At 60.3% G+C, this 16,934-nt stretch carries 12 protein-coding genes; 8 read left to right on the forward strand and 4 right to left on the reverse strand.

The features are described 5' to 3' along the window. Nucleotides 1-1,218, forward strand: coding sequence for a mandelate racemase/muconate lactonizing enzyme family protein (locus tag J3P81_RS12170; RefSeq protein WP_434564002.1), 1,218 nt, complete (start codon nt 1-3; stop codon nt 1,216-1,218). Between the two features lie 68 nt (nt 1,219-1,286). Continuing rightward, nucleotides 1,287-2,894, forward strand: coding sequence for a GMC family oxidoreductase (locus J3P81_RS12175; RefSeq protein WP_434564003.1), 1,608 nt, complete (start codon nt 1,287-1,289; stop codon nt 2,892-2,894). Between the two features lie 272 nt (nt 2,895-3,166). Here J3P81_RS12175 and J3P81_RS12180 read toward each other — a convergent pair whose 3' ends face one another. Continuing rightward, a complete protein-coding gene (locus tag J3P81_RS12180) occupies nt 3,167-4,081 on the reverse strand; it encodes a LysR family transcriptional regulator (protein WP_434564004.1) in 915 nt (304 codons plus the stop codon). 258 nt (nt 4,082-4,339) lie between these two features. Here J3P81_RS12180 and J3P81_RS12185 point away from each other — a divergent pair, with 258 nt between their 5' ends. From J3P81_RS12185 to J3P81_RS12205, 5 genes are all read left to right on the forward strand, one after another. Next, entirely contained in the window at nt 4,340-5,365 is a 1,026-nt protein-coding gene (locus tag J3P81_RS12185; protein WP_420764012.1) for a zinc-dependent alcohol dehydrogenase family protein, read from the forward strand. 670 nt (nt 5,366-6,035) lie between these two features. Next, on the forward strand, nt 6,036-7,523 hold the full coding sequence (locus J3P81_RS12190) for a hypothetical protein (RefSeq protein ID WP_420764011.1): 1,488 nt from the start codon (nt 6,036-6,038) through the stop codon (nt 7,521-7,523). Between the two features lie 75 nt (nt 7,524-7,598). Next, complete coding sequence (locus J3P81_RS12195; RefSeq protein ID WP_434564005.1) at nt 7,599-8,996, forward strand: aminotransferase class I/II-fold pyridoxal phosphate-dependent enzyme; 1,398 nt, start codon at nt 7,599-7,601, stop codon at nt 8,994-8,996. 90 nt (nt 8,997-9,086) lie between these two features. Further along, entirely contained in the window at nt 9,087-10,733 is a 1,647-nt protein-coding gene (gene pgm / locus J3P81_RS12200; protein WP_434564006.1) for a phosphoglucomutase (alpha-D-glucose-1,6-bisphosphate-dependent), read from the forward strand. Nucleotides 10,734-10,952: 219 nt separating this feature from the next. After that, a complete protein-coding gene (locus J3P81_RS12205) occupies nt 10,953-13,421 on the forward strand; it encodes a UvrD-helicase domain-containing protein (RefSeq protein WP_434564007.1) in 2,469 nt (822 codons plus the stop codon). 60 nt (nt 13,422-13,481) lie between these two features. Here J3P81_RS12205 and J3P81_RS12210 read toward each other — a convergent pair whose 3' ends face one another. After that, nucleotides 13,482-13,760: a DUF1652 domain-containing protein gene (locus J3P81_RS12210; protein WP_003201764.1), complete on the reverse strand. Its 279-nt coding sequence runs from the start codon at nt 13,758-13,760 to the stop codon at nt 13,482-13,484. Nucleotides 13,761-13,952: 192 nt separating this feature from the next. Further along, nucleotides 13,953-15,416, reverse strand: coding sequence for an MFS transporter (locus J3P81_RS12215; RefSeq protein ID WP_434564008.1), 1,464 nt, complete (start codon nt 15,414-15,416; stop codon nt 13,953-13,955). A 123-nt stretch (nt 15,417-15,539) separates the two neighbouring features. Here J3P81_RS12215 and J3P81_RS12220 point away from each other — a divergent pair, with 123 nt between their 5' ends. Next, a complete protein-coding gene (locus tag J3P81_RS12220; RefSeq protein ID WP_434564009.1) occupies nt 15,540-16,442 on the forward strand; it encodes a LysR family transcriptional regulator in 903 nt (300 codons plus the stop codon). Nucleotides 16,443-16,538: 96 nt separating this feature from the next. Here the strand turns inward: J3P81_RS12220 and J3P81_RS12225 are convergent, their stop codons facing one another. Beyond that, nucleotides 16,539-16,763, reverse strand: coding sequence for a YgdI/YgdR family lipoprotein (locus J3P81_RS12225; RefSeq protein ID WP_434564010.1), 225 nt, complete (start codon nt 16,761-16,763; stop codon nt 16,539-16,541). Nucleotides 16,764-16,934 lie beyond the last annotated feature (171 nt).

The raw sequence follows: 16,934 nt of genomic DNA on the forward strand, positions 1-16,934 counted from the left end.
ATGAAAATCATCGCCCTTGAAACCCATATCGTTGCCGTACCGCCACCGCACATCGGCGGCATGTATTGGCTGTTCGTCAAGCTCAAGACCGATTGCGGCATTGAAGGTGTCGGCGAAATCTACGCTGCTACCTTCGGCCCCAAAGCCATGCTGCCGATCATTGAAGACGTGTTTGAACGCTACTTGCTCAACCACGACCCGCATCACATCGAACGCTTTTTCCGTCAGGCTTATTCGAGCGGTTTCACCCAGCGTCCCGACCTGACCATGATGGGCGTGGTCAGCGGCCTGGAGATGGCCTGCTGGGACATCATCGGCAAAGCGGCGAACAAGCCGGTCTATGAATTGCTTGGCGGCAAGGTCAATGAACGTCTGCGTTCCTACACCTACCTGTACCCGGTCAACAGCCAGGGTGAGTACGACTACGACGACCCGGACCTGGCTGCCGAATGCGCTATCGAGAACATGAATAAAGGCTTCACCGCCGTGAAGTTCGACCCGGCCGGGCCGTACACCGCGTACTCCGGTCACCAGATTTCGCTGGAAGTGCTGGAGCGCTGCGAAACCTTCTGCCGAAAGATCCGCGAAGCGGTGGGCGACAAGTGCGACCTGTTGTTCGGCACCCATGGGCAAATGGTCCCGTCCTCGGCGATTCGCCTGGCCAAGCGCCTGGAGAAGTACGACCCGTTATGGTTTGAAGAGCCAGTGCCACCGGGTCAGGAGGAGGCGATGGCGCAAGTCGCGGCCAAGACCACCATTCCGATTGCTACGGGCGAGCGGCTGACCACCAAGTACGAATTCTTCAAGCTGTTGCAGGCCGGCGGTGCGTCGATTCTGCAAATGAACGTGGCCCGCTGCGGCGGGCTGCTGGAAGCCAAGAAGATCGCGAGCATGGCCGAGGCCTATTACGCGCAGATCGCACCGCATCTTTATAACGGGCCGATTGGCGCGGCGGCGAGTTTCCAGTTGGCAACCTGTACCCCGAATTTCCTCATCCAGGAAAGCATCATGACCTGGGGCGATTTCCACGCCGAAGTCCTGACCAAGCCGCTGCAGTGGGAGGACGGCTACATCATCCCGTCCACCGAGCCGGGCCTTGGGGTGGAACTGAACATGGACGTGGTGCGCAGGCATTCGCCCTATACCGGTGAGCGTTTGCACCTGCAAATGGCACCGGCCCCGGCAGACGTCAAGGACACATCGCCGGCCAGAGGCTGACGGGATTTCCCGTCGTTCAGTTGCGGGAATGGGTGTTTTTTAAATAACGACTTACGCGGTAACCGTGCATGACATACGACTACATCATCGCTGGCGCCGGCGCGGCCGGCTGTATCCTCGCCAACCGGCTATCGGCCTGCGGCAAATACACGGTGCTGCTGCTGGAAGCGGGCGGCAAGGACAGTTCGCTGTGGTTCAAGATCCCGGTCGGCTTCGCCAAGATGTATTACAACCCGACCTTCAACTGGATGTACTACAGCCAGCCGCAAAAGCAGCTCAACAACCGTGAGATTTATGCCCCGCGCGGCAAGGTCCAGGGCGGTTCGGGCTCGATCAATGCGATGATCTACGTCCGTGGCCAGGCCCACGACTTCGACGACTGGGCCGCCAACGGCAACGACGGCTGGGGTTTCAAGGACGTGTTGCCGTATTTTCGCAAACTGGAAAACCACCCGTTGGGCGAAAGTGAATATCACGGCGGCAATGGCCCGATCAGCATCACTCCGATGAAAGGAGAGACCCATCCGATCTGCGATGTATTCCTCAAGGGGTGCGATGAACTCGGTTACCCGCAGAGTGACGACTTCAACGGGCCGAAATTCGAAGGCTCGGGTATCTACGATGTCAACACCAAGAACGGCCAACGCAGCTCCAGTAGTTTTGCGCATCTGCATCCCGCACTCGGCCGCCCGAATCTGACGGTCGAACATTACGCACTGGTGGATCGGGTGTTGTTCGAGAACGAGCGGGCCAGCGGTATTTCCGTGACCCAACACGGCGTGGTCCGCACCTTCCAGGCGCGCAAGGAGGTGATCCTCTGCGCCGGTGCCATCGACACACCGAAGATTCTGCAACTATCCGGTGTCGCCGATCAGGCGTTGCTGGCCAGGCACCAGATCCCGCTGGTCAAACACCTGCCGGCGGTGGGGCAGAACCTTCAGGATCACTTGTGCGTCAGCTACTACTACAAGGCCAACATTCCGACGCTTAATGACCAGCTCAGCTCGCTGTTCGGGCAGTTCAAGCTCGGCCTTAAATACCTGCTGACCCGCAAAGGTGCCTTGGCGATGAGCGTCAACCAGGCCGGTGGTTTCTTCCGTGGCAACGAGTCGCAGGCCGACCCTAACCTGCAACTGTACTTCAATCCGCTGTCGTACCAGATCCCGAAAAACAACAAGGCCAGCCTCAAGCCCGAGCCGTATTCCGGCTTCCTGTTGTGTTTCAATCCCTGCCGTCCGACGAGTCGTGGGCATATCGAGATCCAGTCGAATAACCCCCGCGACGCTGCGCTGATCGATCCCAATTACCTGAGCACACAAAAGGACATCGACGAAGTGATCCAGGGCAGTCGGCTGATGCGCAAAATCATGCAGGCGCCGGCCTTGAAAAGCATCACGGTTGCAGAAGTACTGCCGGGGCCAGTGGTCGAAAGCGATGAACAGATGTTGCAGTACTTTCGCGAAAACAGCGGTTCGATCTATCACCTGTGCGGTTCGTGCGCGATGGGGGCGGATGTACAGAAGTCAGTGGTCGATAAACGGCTTAAAGTCCATGGTCTCGATGGTCTGCGCATTGTCGATGCGTCGATTTTTCCCAATGTGACGAGCGGCAATACCCACGCCGCAGTGCTGATGGTAGCGGAGAAGGGCGCCGACCTGATTTTGCAGGACGCCTGATTCGTTGCCATAGTGACTGAACGTCTGCCGATTTGTTTTTGTTTAACCTGAGTAGTCGATAATACGAAAGCAGGGGTCGATGGTTGTCGAACTCTTGATCCAACTGACCAAGAGGGAAGGGAGCTTAGCCTTAGATTGGGGGCATCCTTTTCAATCCGGCCAAAGCATGCCCTCGGATGTGCCCCCAATGTAGCAATCATATGGAAGTGAGTGGATCTCCATGGCCTATGGAAAGGCAAAAATGATCAGACAAACACCCTATCCGGCGACATCTACAGACTGTCAGGATCCCCAAAAAACATCTGGATCCGCGACCGCAACCAGCGTTCTCCCGGGTCATTATCCTGTGATCCCCGCCAAGCCATGTGCAGTTCGAAGCTTCGCACCGGGATGGGTGGGTCTTCGGCGCGCACGCCGCCGGCGGCGGTCAATGCGTCGGCGGTGTAATCGGGTACGGTGGCGATGATGTCGGTGCCCGATAACAGTGTGCTCAGGCCGTTGAATTGCGGAACCGCCAGTACCACATGGCGCTTGCGGTCGAGTTTTTCCAGTTCTTCATCGATAAAGCCGCTCAAATCCCCGGCGAATGACACCAGGGCGTGGGGCCGGGCGCAGAATTCGTCCAGGGTCAGCCGTCCCGGCGCGGTGTCGGCCCGTAGCACTTTCGGCGAACTGCGACGCAATACCTTGCGTTTGGCATTGGCCGGCAAGTCGTCGGTATAGCTGACGCCGATGGAGATTTCCCCCGAGGCCAGCAAGCCCGGCATCAGGATGTAATTGACCCGGCGCACCACCAGCACAATGCCCGGTGCTTCGGCTCGCAGGCGCTTGAGCAGCATGGGCAGGAGGGCGAATTCGGCATCGTCCGACAGGCCGATGCGAAACACCGAAGTGCTGGTGGCCGGGTCGAATTCCGCCGCCCGGCTGACCGCGGTTGAGATTGAATCCAGGGCCGGAGAGAGCAGGGCGAAGATTTCCACCGCTCGGGCGGTGGGTTCCATGCTGCGCCCGGTGCGCACGAACAAGGGGTCATCGAATAGGCTGCGCAGGCGCGACAGCGCGGCGCTGATGGCCGGCTGGCCGAGAAACAGCTTCTCGGCGGCGCGGGTCACACTGCGTTCATGCATCAATGTTTCGAACACGATCAACAGGTTCAGGTCGACACGACGCAGGTCATTACGATTCATCTGGGGTCCTGGCAGATTCGGCAAGCTTGACGTGGGCGGCCATATGGGAACAATGACCGGCATGAATCTTACGGGGAAAGGCTGGTACTCTGCATCGGGTAAATGCATTTTCTTAGGGATAAGTCCTACAGGACTGGTTCGGTTTTCTTGCTGCGGAATCAATGACAGGCATGTCGACTATTAATAGCCACTGATGGTCTTGGCTACAAAGCCCGGATAGAGTTCATGGCATTAGAGGTTACTTTGACGAGGTTTGCGATGTCCCGCACGATCCGTTTTCACAAGTTTGGTGGTGCCGAGGTGCTCAAATGCGAAGAGCATGCGGCGGCTCTTCCTGCGCCGGGAGAAGTGCAGGTCCGCGTCGAAGCGATCGGCATCAGCTGGTATGACACCCTGTGGCGCCAGAACCTGGCGTCGTCCCAGGCGCGCCTGCCTTCGGGGCTTGGCCATGAAATGGCTGGCGTGGTCACCGCCATCGGCGACGGTGTCGACGATCTGGCCGTCGGCGACAAGGTCGCCAGCTTCCCCGCAGAGAGTCCGAACGATTATCCGGTGTATGGCGAGGTCATCGTGCTGCCACGCACCGCGCTGACTCGCTATCCCGATGTGCTCAGCCCAATCGAGGCCGCGGTGCATTACACGCCGCTGTTGATCGCCTACTTCGCCTACATGGACCTGGCACGGGTCAAGCCTGGGCAGTTTGCCCTGGTCACCGATGCCAGCCATTGCGCCGGTCCGTCGTTCGTGCAGCTGGGCAAGGCCTTGGGTGTGCGGGTGATCGCAGCGACCAAGACTGCCGACGAGCGCGAATATCTGCTGTCGCTGGGCGCCGAAAAGGTGATCGTTACCGAAGAGCAGGACTTGCTGATGCAAATCAACAAGCTGACGGACAATCGTGGCGTCGACGTCGTGTTCGACGGCCTTGGCGGTCCGCAGATGTCGCTCCTGGGTGACGTGCTGGCACCTCGTGGCAGCCTGGTGCTGTATGGCTTGCAGGGTGGCAACCAGACGCCATTTCCGGCTTGCGCGGCCTTCCAGAAGAACATCCAGTTCTTCGTGCACTGCATCGGCAATTTCACCGGCAAGCCGGAACTGGGGATTGTCCAGGACCAAGTGGCCTTGCAGCGCGCATTGCGTGATATCAACCAGCTCACCGCCGATCGTGTCGTGTTGCCACTCAAGACTCGGGTCTTTCCCTTCTCCGAGTTCGTCGAGGCCCACCGCTACATGGGCGAATGCCCTTGCCGCGAACGTGTTGCCCTTCAGGTGGTCGACCCCGCCTGATTCCCCTCCTTGCGCAAGAGCCAGCGGTTTCGGCTCTTGCGCGGTCCTTGCCTGCCTGGCCACGCGCCTTTTCATTGCGTCTTGCCTTATCCAAGGCGGCCCTGCGCCTGCTTGTGCGCGTTACCTATGCCGCTTTTCCCCGCGTTGAAAACCGAAGTCGCGCAACTGAACTGGTTTTTGGCGCCAATCTGTATCTTCTAATCATTATTTAAGTGCTGATAATTGAACGCTTGTTTCCAACTCAAGGAAGAAGTCGTGGCGCAATACAGACTTTACTCAGGTTTCGACCCTTCAGCGAATATTCAAAATGGCCCGGATGGTAGTTGCTTTGGTCCTGCCCGTCGATCATGGGGAAAATCGAGTTGGTCAACAGGAGAGTTGCTTTTCGGCATGTTCTTTATCTGTTGTCTCTCTAGTCTGTGGGAAGTTGTAAGAATTCTCCTAGGACGTAACGATTGTTCAGCGAGGGGCAATGATTGCGGGGTTTTCCTGGGTTCTGATGAGGCGGCGGGGTCAAGGTGCCTCGTATGTGTCAAATGATTACCCAAGGCAAATATGGAGCGTATTGCCAATACTGTTGGCAATAACAAAGCAATATTCAGAACACTGCGTCGCGCAATCGGATTGGTGCGGGCGCGACGCCGATAATCGAATTTCCAGGTAAATGGTTATGAGTGCAATTCATGAACAGGCAATGACTTACGTTTATCAGCAAGTATTGCAACGCTTGCTGGATTTTTATTCCCGAGCGGAACGGACTGCACTGCAGCTCCTGATCCAACGCTTGATCGTTGCCGCTGGGGGCATCGAGCGAATCGGCGATTACCGGGTGCTGTCGGTGCAGAACGGGAGCCGGGAGGGGTTCTACGTCCTGACAGCCTTGCGAGCGGCGCAATTGAGCATCGCCGGTCGGCACCCGGCGACGTTCGATCTTCGCGTCGCCACGCCTCGCCTGGGGGAGACGACCCAGGCCAGCCTGGAGAATATTCATCGCTGCTACAGCGCGCTGTTCCTCTACGACGACCCCAGGGTGGAGCTGCTCATGGCCGACAACCGTGAGGTGGTGCCATTCGACCATCGCAAGGCACCTTCGGAGGCGTGGTATGAGTCCAATCGGACCCACATGCTGATGCTGGGCCACCTGCGTCCGTCCGACAGCCTCTTGGGCCTGGGGGATGAGGGCTACCTGGCAATGGCGGAATTCTACAGGCATGTGGCGCGCTGGGAGTCGGGCGTCGATTCATGGGTCAGCAGCGACACGCCACGCCAGCAGAAGCAATTCATGGCGGGCCTTCATCGTGCGACCCGCAAGGTTGGCCAGCCGGTCGATCCGAGTTGTGGCTTCGACGGCCTCTTCATGCAGCTCGACACGATAGGCGGCGATTTCTTCCAACAGTTCTATGGCCGGGCCCGCCTGGGGCCGTGGCGGCCCGAAGGTCAGTTCGAGGCCTGTCGGCGGATAGGGCATATCAGCATCGACGACCTGATCGTCGATCGCCTGGAGGAAAACAACTGGCCTCTGTTCAGTGAATTTCTGCGGGTACGTCCCGATGGGCTGGTTGCGCCAACGATCGAGCATGAGTTCCTCAGTCCGTTCCTGTCCGCTCACCTGTACGGCTTGCAGGCCTGCTATCTGCAAGGCCGCAGCTATGAAACCGGCTATGGCGACTATGTGCAGCGCACTGTCATGCTCATGCATCGCAAGCAATTACCCCTCCATGTCTGCCAACAGGTCCAGGAACTGTTCGGCTCGCCGGCGGCCATCCCCGAGCGTCGCGCCCAGGCAGCCAACGAGGTGCAAAACACCCTGAGGCTCAATGAAACCCAACTGGTGTGCATGCTGTTTGCGCCCTTCGTGGACAATGGAGCGGGGCTGGAGCATTTCCTGCGCTGTAGCCATCCGGGCATGCTGGTGGCGATGCCGGACCTGCACAAAGCCTTGCAGGGAGGGACCGTCGCCGATCAGGTTGCGCAATGGATGGTGGATGTCAGCGGCCTGTCTATCCCGATGCTTGGCAAGTTGTACCGCGTCCGACTCGTCCCCGCGGAACGGGGGGCGGTTTCGGTGGTCGGCCCGCAATCAGTCGAGCAAGGCTTCGATACGGATGAAGATGAGCAGGGTACCGATGGATTGCGCGAACGCTCGGCGCGACGCTGAGGAACGGGGTTTGAAGGGGTTGGCTTTTCTCGTCCCGGCACGGCTGGCCATGGCTCGTATCGTTGGCGCGGGCTCATGAAGGTAGGCCGGGAAACAGATTTCGCCTACCAGGCGGTCTACCGATACCTGACGAACCTCATCAATGAGCTTGGCGCAGACGCCAAGGTGCGATTGCCATCGTTGCGGCAGTTGTCCGAGCGCCTGAGCGTATCCATCTCGACGATCCAGTACGCCTACTCCCTACTGGAGAAGGAAGGGCGCGTGTATTCAATCGCCAAGTCCGGTTACTACGCGTCGCCGGTGCCCTGCGTTGCCGACCTGGGCGACGGTGAGGATTTGCTCGAAACCTTGTATGTTAACGCCCGCAGGCCTGGCATGCTGGTGCTCAGCGATGATGAGCCGGCTTCCCTGCAGCCGCTGGACAGCCCGCTGCTTTTGCTTGAGCGCGAGTTGCTCCGCCAATACCCGCGCGCTTCACAATTGCCCTCACAACCCTGGGGCGAACAGGAGCTGCGAACGGCCCTTGCGGCTCGCTATACGTCTTCGCCGGCCCGATGCTGGAATGCCGACGACGTTTATATCGGTGCCGACCTGCGAGGTGTCCTGGAGATCCTCATCGCGGTATTGGCCCTCAAGGGGGCGACGGTGCTGATGGAGTCGCCCGGCGACTGGACTGTCCTGCGCCTGCTGCAAGCGGCCGATGTGCAAGTGATCGAGCTGCCATCACCGGCGGGCGGGGACATGGACGTCGAGCAACTGGAGCGATTGCTTGCGAGCGAAACGGTGAGCCTGGTGGTGCTGTCCTCGGTCTTGAGCATGCCCAGGGGGACGCGCGCGAGCGAGGGTAATCGCCGCGCCGTGGCGCGGTTGCTCGAACGATACGGTACCTGGGTGCTGGAGAACGATAGCTACACCGACTTGGTATTCGAGCCAGGGAGCACGCCATTTCGGGATCTGCTGGACCCGGATCGCCTGATTGTCTACTCCACGTTCGAGAAAACCATCGGTGCCGAGGCGCCCTACGGTTACGTGCTGTCCAGGCAACTGACGTTGACCTTGCAACGGCACTTCCTGCTGCGCGCATTTCGCCTGTCGCCGATTCGCCAGAAGGCGATTGCACGCCTGTACAGCAATGGAAGGATCGACCAGCACCTCCTGGTCTTGCGCCGCTTGCTGCGGGAAAGCGCCGCGTCGACCTCGCAATTGTTGCGCGAGCGGGTGAGTGATTGCCTGCAATGGGTGGAGCCCGAAGGAGGGGCGACGGTCTGGGCGCGAACTTCGCGCCCAGCTGACATGCGCCGGGTCTTTCAGCGCCTGCTGGCCCGTCGAATCGTCATCGCGCCGGGAGAATTGTTCAGCATCCAGGGGATGTACGGCCAGCATCTGCGCCTGACCCACGCATTCAGCTCAGTGGACGATCGGCAGGCCGCCCTATCTGCATTGGCCGACGCTTTGAAGCTCGAGCAATCTTGATCGCTGGGCCAGGGATCGAACCCATCGCGTGATGGTCGAACTGTCAGTAAACTGCATCCATTTTCGAGCCACTCCATTCCGAGGTTTTGCATGACAGTCAGTCCATTTGCGGGCAAGCCGGCACCGGCAGAGTTGTTGATCGATATCCCGCGACTGGTTACGGCCTATTACACGGGCCGACCCGATGCCTCGGTTGCGACCCAGCGCGTCGCTTTCGGCACCTCGGGGCACCGCGGCAGTTCTTTCGACCTGGGCTTCAATGAATGGCATGTGCTGGCCATCAGCCAGGCGATTTGCCTTTACCGCGAAGCCCAAGGTATCGATGGGCCGCTGTTCGTCGGCATCGACACCCATGCGTTGTCGACCCCCGCGGCTGCCAGCGCCCTGGAAGTGCTGGCCGCCAACGGTGTCACCGTGATGATTGCCGAAGGCGATGAATACACCCCTACGCCGGCCGTTTCCCACGCCATCCTCTGCTACAACCGAGGCCGCACCACTGGCCTGGCCGATGGCATCGTCATCACGCCGTCCCATAATCCGCCGCAAAGCGGTGGCTACAAGTACAACCCCACCAACGGTGGCCCGGCGGATACCCATATCACCAAATGGATCGAAGCCAAGGCCAATGAGCTGCTCGCCAACCAGCTGGCCGGCGTCAAGCGCATCAGCTACGAACAGGCGCTCAAGGCCGACACCACCCACCGCCATGATTTCCTCAATACCTACGTGGCAGATCTGGTCAACGTCATCGATTTTGATGCCATTCGCAATGCCGGGTTGCGCTTGGGCGTCGACCCGCTGGGTGGCGCGGGCGTGCGCTACTGGCCGGCCATCGCCGAGCACTATCGACTGGATCTGGACGTGGTCAATACTCACGTCGATTCGACCTTCCGCTTCATGACGGTCGACTGGGATGGACAAATCCGCATGGACCCATCCTCCAGCCACGCCATGCAAGGCCTGATCGGCCTGAAAGAACGGTTTGACGTGGCGTTCGCCTGTGACCCGGATCATGACCGCCACGGTATCGTGACTCCGAGCGGCGGCCTGCTGGCGCCGAACAACTACCTGGCAGTGTCGATCGACTACCTGTTCCAGAACCGCCCGCAATGGCGTGCCGATGCCGCTGTCGGCAAGACTGTCGTCAGCAGTGGCCTGATCGATCGCGTGGCCAACCGTCTGGGACGACGCCTCTATGAAGTCCCGGTGGGCTTCAAGTGGTTTGCCGATGGACTGTTCGACGGTTCCCTCGGTTTCGGCGGCGAAGAAAGCGCCGGCGCCTCGTTCCTGCGCAAGGACGGTGGCGTCTGGAGTACCGACAAGGACGGTCTGATTCCGGCGTTGCTGGCTGCGGAGATGACCGCTCGCACGGGTCGTGATCCAAGCCAGGCCTATCGCGCCCTGACAGACGAGTTGGGTGAACCGTTCTCGGTGCGGGTCGACGCCAAGGCCAGCCAGCAGCAAAAAGCACTGCTGAGCAAGTTGTCGCCGGACCAGGTCCAGTCCACCGAACTGGCCGGGGAGGCGATCCAGAACATCCTCAGCCATGCGCCAGGCAACGACCAGGCCATCGGCGGCCTGAAAGTGATGACCGAGAACGGCTGGTTCGCAGCGCGTCCGTCGGGCACTGAAGACATCTACAAGATCTATGCGGAGAGCTTCGTGAGCGACGAGCACCTTAAACAACTGGTGGTCGAAGCCCAGGCGCTGGTGGACGGGGCCATTTCCGGGCAGTAACCGAACGTTACGCTCCCCCCTGTATTTGCAGCGATGCCAATACAGGGGTGGGTGACCCTGCTCGCGAAGCATTGCCATGCCAGCAAACCTTGCGATACCAACCTGCCATGGCACTTTCATTTCATCGCCTAAATCCATGACTTAAAAGCTTTTGGCTGGAATCCGCCGGTAAATCCAGACACCATAGTCGCCATGGTTCTGAACACCGGAGTCCCCAGCGTGCCGCAACACCGTCCCGATCTTCCCTCCGACCTCTTGCCCCTGGCCCAGATGCCCTGGTTCAAGCGCCTGGCCGCGCGTTTATTCGGCCACGGCCTGACACGCTTGCGCGCCCAACACCGGGCGTCCTGGCTGCACGGTCAGGCCGATGGCTTTCGAAGCGGCCACACCGCCGGGTTTGACTATGGTTTCAGCGAAGGCAAGGCCGAGGGGTTGGAAGAGGGTCGCCAGGTCCTGTTGATCCGGGATTCGCGAAGCACTGAACATCCCGCTCCCCAAGTCGATGACCTGCTGTTCGATGACTGGCGCTTCCCCCTGACGGCCGAGCTGAAAAAACGCATGAAGGCTGACGTTGCCCGGTTGTTGCCGGCGCAGGCGCAACCCAGCAGCGCCCAATGGAAAATGATCTTCAGCGATACGCCGGCGACGTCGGTCGTTGCGGGCGCGGGCGCGGGCAAGTCCACCACCTTGGTGCTGCGCATCGTGCTGCTCTCACAGTACCTGGGCTTCGAGCTGGGCTCGATGACCGTGGTGACATTTACCCGGGAGTCGCGCAAGGATTTCATCGAGAAGCTCATCTCGGTCTTTGCGCTTTGGGGGCGGGCGATCGGGTTGAAGGAGGCGCGCGAACTGGTGCGCACCTTCCATTCTCGTATCCTGCCCATGGTCCGCAGTTTGCCGGGATTCGAGCGGCTCCAGGCGTTCGAGACCCTGAGCCATCGAACCGGGCCTGATGATGAGGACGGCCAAGGCAATCCGTTCGATCTGCGCATCAACGATGCCCAGCGCCAGCAGCTCAACGCCTGCTACCACGGGCTTTACCAGCGTGACGAGCGGTTCCGTGAGCTGATGATGGCACTTTCCCGTCACGCCTTGCGGCTCAAGGAACTGGAGCGCGACCACCCGGATGTGCAAAAGCGCATCGCTGTGACCGAGCTGGCGGCCCAGCGCGACGAAGCGTTGTGCGATGCGATCGAAGACCTCTGGTTTCGCGCGGGCGCCTGGCCGATCAAAGGGGTTGAGCCCAAGCGCGAAACGTTTGAGATCAATGGGTCGAGGTTTCATTGCCACGGCTATATACCGACCCTCGATGCCTGGGTGATGCTAGGGTTCGATCCGCGAGAAAATACTCAACTGAGTCGGCCCGGCGCCAAGCTCAGCCTGCGCGCCGAATGGGCAGTTAAGCGAACCCTGTTTCAAGCTTTCTGCCGTAAGCCGTTGATTTGGCTCGAAAGCTATGAAGAGGCCAGGCGGGTCCTCGCCTCGCTGGCGGGCAACGCCACGGCGGGCCCCGGCTTTGATTACAAGATAAAGGGCGAGTTGGCTTCGGCACCGTTGCTGGATTGTTTCGTTTCGGCGGCGGGCTTCATCGAAAACCTCGGCCTGGATGTCCCGGACGCCGTGGGCAGGCTGTGTTTCTCCAAGGACGACCCGGATCGGTATTTTTTCGAAGCGCTGAGCCGTTTCTGGCGGGCTTTCGAAGACCATTTGCTCGACCAGTCCCCTCCGGTCATGACCTACAACCGGATGTTCTCGCTGTACAGCGAGCATTCGCCGGAGAACTTCAAGCTGCTCGATGACGCGCTGCTGAGGTCGATGTCACATTTGATGATCGATGAGTTCCAGGACGTTTCGCCACAGATCGTCTCCTGGCTGCGGGCGACCCTAAGTGAGGTGCGCAAGCGCGGGCCCGCCATGCATGTGGGGCGGGGCGCCCAGCGGTCGTCGTTGCTGTGCGTGGGTGACGACTGGCAGTCGATCTACGGGTGGCGTGGCAGTTCGCCGAGTTTTTTCGTGGGATTCAACAAGCAATTTCCGTCACCGGCGAATACGCGGGTCATGCTCACCGAGAATTACCGCAGCCACCAATACATCATCGACGCGGCCGAACATATCGTCGGTACGACGCCTTCCATTCCCGGCAAAAAAGCCAAGGCCAGTGGAGAGCCTCGTTCGCCGAGCCCGGTCAATGTGCTGGAGCGGGACGACGAAGGCTTGGCGAGGCGGCTCGGCGAGCACTACCGCAACGGCGATTCGATCTTGATGTTGTATCGAAAAAGCAGCGATAAGCTATTGATACAAAAGTATATTGAGCCAACAGTTAATGTGGATTCTAGCTTGCCGTATTCCCAAAGGCGCCTCAGGCAGATGACCTACCATAGCGCCAAGGGTCTCCAGGCGGATGCGGTGTTCTTGATAGGCGACTGCCAACATTTGACCCGTTCGCCCTACAAGAACCAGGTGTATCGAATGGCTGGGTTGGGCCAGGAAGGCGACGCCGAACCTTACGACTCGGCGCAGCGCGATGAGATCCTGCGCTTGGCGTATGTGGGCATTACACGGGCGGTGCAGCATTGCTACTGGTATGTGGATGGTCAGGACAGCCAGGCGGCTAACGCACCGAAGGCCTCGGACCGGGTCGGGGTAGGCAAACCGTTTTTCGCTGATCACCGCCGTGCGCGCGGCTGAGCTGCCTTGGCAAAACTCTTAACGACAAAAAAGCCCACATGAAAATGTGGGCTTTTTTCGTCACGAGGCGAATCGTCGCAAACCAACCGGGGGGACGAAGGCTTCTAGCTCGGCTTCCACCGCTTCGATAATTCGCTCGACGTCGGGGGCGTTCATCACGGTCGCGCAGGGAATGCCTGCAATCGCGATCATGGTTTCGCCGCTCGCGCGGTCAAATAACCGGGCAACCATACTGCCCGGGGCGTCCATGCTGGCTTCGAAGCCCATGGGATGGAAGTGCCAGCGCATCAACTGGCAGGCGTTGGGGAACGTTACCTTGCTGAAAGATCCTTTATTCATCTGTAGCCCGCCTTCTTCATCAAGCGCTTCCTTTTGCTCATGTCAGGAAGGAAGAGCCATCTTGGCTCTACCAGTGAGTACTAAAAATAGCATTTGAAAATGAACGGCACGTGGATTTTTTCAGTCCGTTTGGCGATTGGTTCAGTTTTTTTGATCTGCGTCATGACCTAACGCTAAATGTTCAGAACGCCATCACCGTTTGCTGGTGCGCTCCGCGCCTTGCTTCAACCGCTCTGGCACGCGGGTTGCGGCGCTTATCAACCACGCCAGGGCGGTCAGGGCCAGGCCGGCGGCAAACGTGAGATGCATGCCGTTCGTTACGTCTTCCGGACTTGCGACAGAGATACCGTTGGTCGGCAAAACCGCGGCAAAAACCGCACCGAGCACTGACGCGCCAGAAAGGAAGCCAAGATTGCGCGATAAATTGAGCAGGCCGGCAACCACGCCACGCTTGTCATCGGGGACCGGCGCCATCACCGCCGCGTTGTTCGCGGGTTGAAACAGCGCGTAGCCAAGGGTTGTCACCGCAATGGCAAGAACATAGCCCGTAATGCCCTGCGTGGGGGGAATCCGCGACAAGAGCAGGGTGCCGAGGACCATCGTTGCCAGCCCGGCTAGCCGCATTGGACGTACCCCGAATCGATCAGCCAGGCGTCCGGCGGGCACACCGGCGAGCGCGGCCACGCAGGGGCCCGCCGCCAGTACCAGGCCGACGATTGCCGGAGGCAGACCGAGGGTGATGGACAAGTAGAACGGACCGACCAGCAAAGTCGCCATCATGACCGCCGCGACCAATGCACTGGCCGCCAGGCCTGACACCAAAGGGCGGTCGCGGAACATCGCCAGGGGAATCAGTGGCGAGTCGAGCCTACGTTGCACCTGGACGAACAGCCCGCCGCTGATAACCGCTACCAGTAACAGCCCGCTGTTCAGCCAGCCGAAGCTTGTGCGTCCGACGGTCATCGCCAAGGTATAGGCGCCCAGCCCGGTGGCGAGCAACAGCGTGCCCAGGCCGTCGAAGCGCAAGCGCCCGATGGCAATCGGCCTGGGCACTACAGGCAGGAATCGCCAAGCCAACAGCAGCGTCAGCAGGCCCAGGGGCACGTTGATCAAGAACAGTGCGTGCCAGCCGAACCCTGTGATCAGCAGGCCGCCCAGGGACGGGCCCAAGGCGGTGCCCACCGCCGACAGCGTGGCAAGCAGCCCCATGGCGCTGCCAGTCCTGCTCTTTTCCACCGTTTCGCCGACCAGGGCCAGCGTCAGGGTCATCATGATCGCCGCCCCCAGGCCTTGCAGGGCCCGGGCCGCGACCAACCACCAGAGCGACGGCGCCAGGGCGCACAGCGCCGACGCAAGGGTAAACAGCGCAATGCCTGCCAGCAGCAGCTTGCGCCGGCCCAGCAAGTCGCCGAGCCTGCCCACGCTCACGATCAGCGTGGTAATCGCGAGCAGGTAGGCCAGCACGACCCATTGGACTTGCGCGAACGAGGCCTCGAACGCCTCGGCGAGCACCGGCAAGGCGACGGTGGCTACGCTGGCACCCAGTGACGCCAGCAGTGTCGAGAGTGCGAGGCTGGTCAGGGCCCAGCGCACCGGGGTACTCGGCGAGTGAGCCGCTGTCGTTGGCAAGCTTTGTTCTGCATTGGCTGGCTTCATCATGTCTCCGTTGTTTGCAACCTGCTGTTACAACGGTACGTCGAGGCTTAACATGGCGGAAGACGCATGAGTTGCAGGTTATAGCTGCATGTGACGCCATCCAACCCAGCCAAAGGCCCGCCAATGTCTGCAATCGACCTGAATCTACTCGTCACCCTGGATGCGTTGTTGTCCGAAGGCAGCGTGGCCGGTGCGGCCCGGCGGCTGGGGCTAAGTGCCTCGGCCATGAGCCGAGCGTTGGCGCGGTTGCGGCAGGCGACGGGGGACCCGTTGCTGGTCCGGGCGGGGCGCGGCCTGGTTCCAACGCCCCGGGCCATGGAACTGCGCGAGCAAGTCAGCCAGTTGGTGCACGGCGCCCAGGCCGCCTTGCGTCCGGTGCAGGCTCCGGACTTGCGCCGTATCAACCGGACATTTACGTTGCGCACCCGCCAAGGATTCGTGGAGAACTTCGCGATCGACCTGATCGCATACCTACGCGAGAACGCCCCCGGAATACGGTTGCGTTTTGTCGAGAAGACCGACCGGGACGGCACGGCGCTGCGCGAGGGCAGCGTGGACCTGGAGACCGCCGTCGTCGATGAGGACACGCGCCCGGAACTGCGCACCCAGGCGTTGTTCGTCGACCGCATCATAGGCGTGGTGCGTGCGGGGCATCCGCTGAGTCGGGCCGAGGTGGATGTAGCCGGTTACGCGGCCGGCAGGCATGTCGGCGTTTCCCTGCGCGGAATCGAGCATGGCCCGATCGATGAGGCCTTGGGGGCGTTGAATCTATCCCGCGACATCGTGACTTGCGTCCCGGGTTTTTCCACTGCCCTGGGGCTCGCGCGGTCCAGCGATTTGATTGCCAGCGTGCCGGAGCGCTACACCACGCGCCTGCGCCACGGCATGCACAGCTTCGCGCTGCCAGTCCCGATTCCTGAATTCACTGTCGCAATGCTCTGGCATCCGCGAATGGATGCTGACCCCGTGCACCGTTGGTTGAGGGGCTGTCTGCGGGAAATATGTTCGGGGAAAAAGCCGATATAGCGAAGCCAGCGAGGCTAGGGCCATGGACTGGCGAGGGTCGGTCCGCTACAGGTGGACAGACCGGCCGGCCCTCCAAGGGGAGGGCCCGGGATCCGTTCAGTCTTCCTTGCGAATCGTGGCGACTTCATCGGCACGAACCCGGACTTTCTTGCCTGAAATGTCTTCGAATTCGTAGAAGCCATCCGCCGTGCGGGTATTGGGGGTGTCCTCGGTCAAGTATTGGGTACCGTTCTGCAACGTCACCACGGTTGGTGATGCACAGCCGGCCAGCGCCAGGAATGTCACGGCGACCCAGGGCAGGCCCAGAAACCTGATGTTCATATCCATAACCTCTATGCATAGGGGTGAAGCCCAGCTGATTCGACCGGGCCATCACTGAGTTAACCGCCATTGGTCCCGCTTGTTGTAGGAAAGTTCATCGCCGCTTGAAGGTTTCCCCTTTAAATATAGGAGACCGCTCATCTTTTGCAGTTGCCTGGGCTGCGACTAGCT

Source organism: Pseudomonas sp. R1-6 (genome assembly GCF_051132115.1).
Lineage (GTDB): Bacteria > Pseudomonadota > Gammaproteobacteria > Pseudomonadales > Pseudomonadaceae > Aquipseudomonas.

Coding starts and splice junctions, on each gene's coding strand:
- J3P81_RS12170 (WP_434564002.1), top strand. CDS start 1: ATGAAAATCATCGCCCTTGAAACCCATATCGTTGCCGTACCGCCACCG.
- J3P81_RS12175 (WP_434564003.1), top strand. CDS start 1,287: ATGACATACGACTACATCATCGCTGGCGCCGGCGCGGCCGGCTGTATC.
- J3P81_RS12180 (WP_434564004.1), bottom strand. CDS start 4,081: ATGAATCGTAATGACCTGCGTCGTGTCGACCTGAACCTGTTGATCGTG.
- J3P81_RS12185 (WP_420764012.1), top strand. CDS start 4,340: ATGTCCCGCACGATCCGTTTTCACAAGTTTGGTGGTGCCGAGGTGCTC.
- J3P81_RS12190 (WP_420764011.1), top strand. CDS start 6,036: ATGAGTGCAATTCATGAACAGGCAATGACTTACGTTTATCAGCAAGTA.
- J3P81_RS12195 (WP_434564005.1), top strand. CDS start 7,599: ATGAAGGTAGGCCGGGAAACAGATTTCGCCTACCAGGCGGTCTACCGA.
- pgm (WP_434564006.1), top strand. CDS start 9,087: ATGACAGTCAGTCCATTTGCGGGCAAGCCGGCACCGGCAGAGTTGTTG.
- J3P81_RS12210 (WP_003201764.1), bottom strand. CDS start 13,760: ATGAATAAAGGATCTTTCAGCAAGGTAACGTTCCCCAACGCCTGCCAG.
- J3P81_RS12215 (WP_434564008.1), bottom strand. CDS start 15,416: ATGAAGCCAGCCAATGCAGAACAAAGCTTGCCAACGACAGCGGCTCAC.
- J3P81_RS12220 (WP_434564009.1), top strand. CDS start 15,540: ATGTCTGCAATCGACCTGAATCTACTCGTCACCCTGGATGCGTTGTTG.
- J3P81_RS12225 (WP_434564010.1), bottom strand. CDS start 16,763: ATGAACATCAGGTTTCTGGGCCTGCCCTGGGTCGCCGTGACATTCCTG.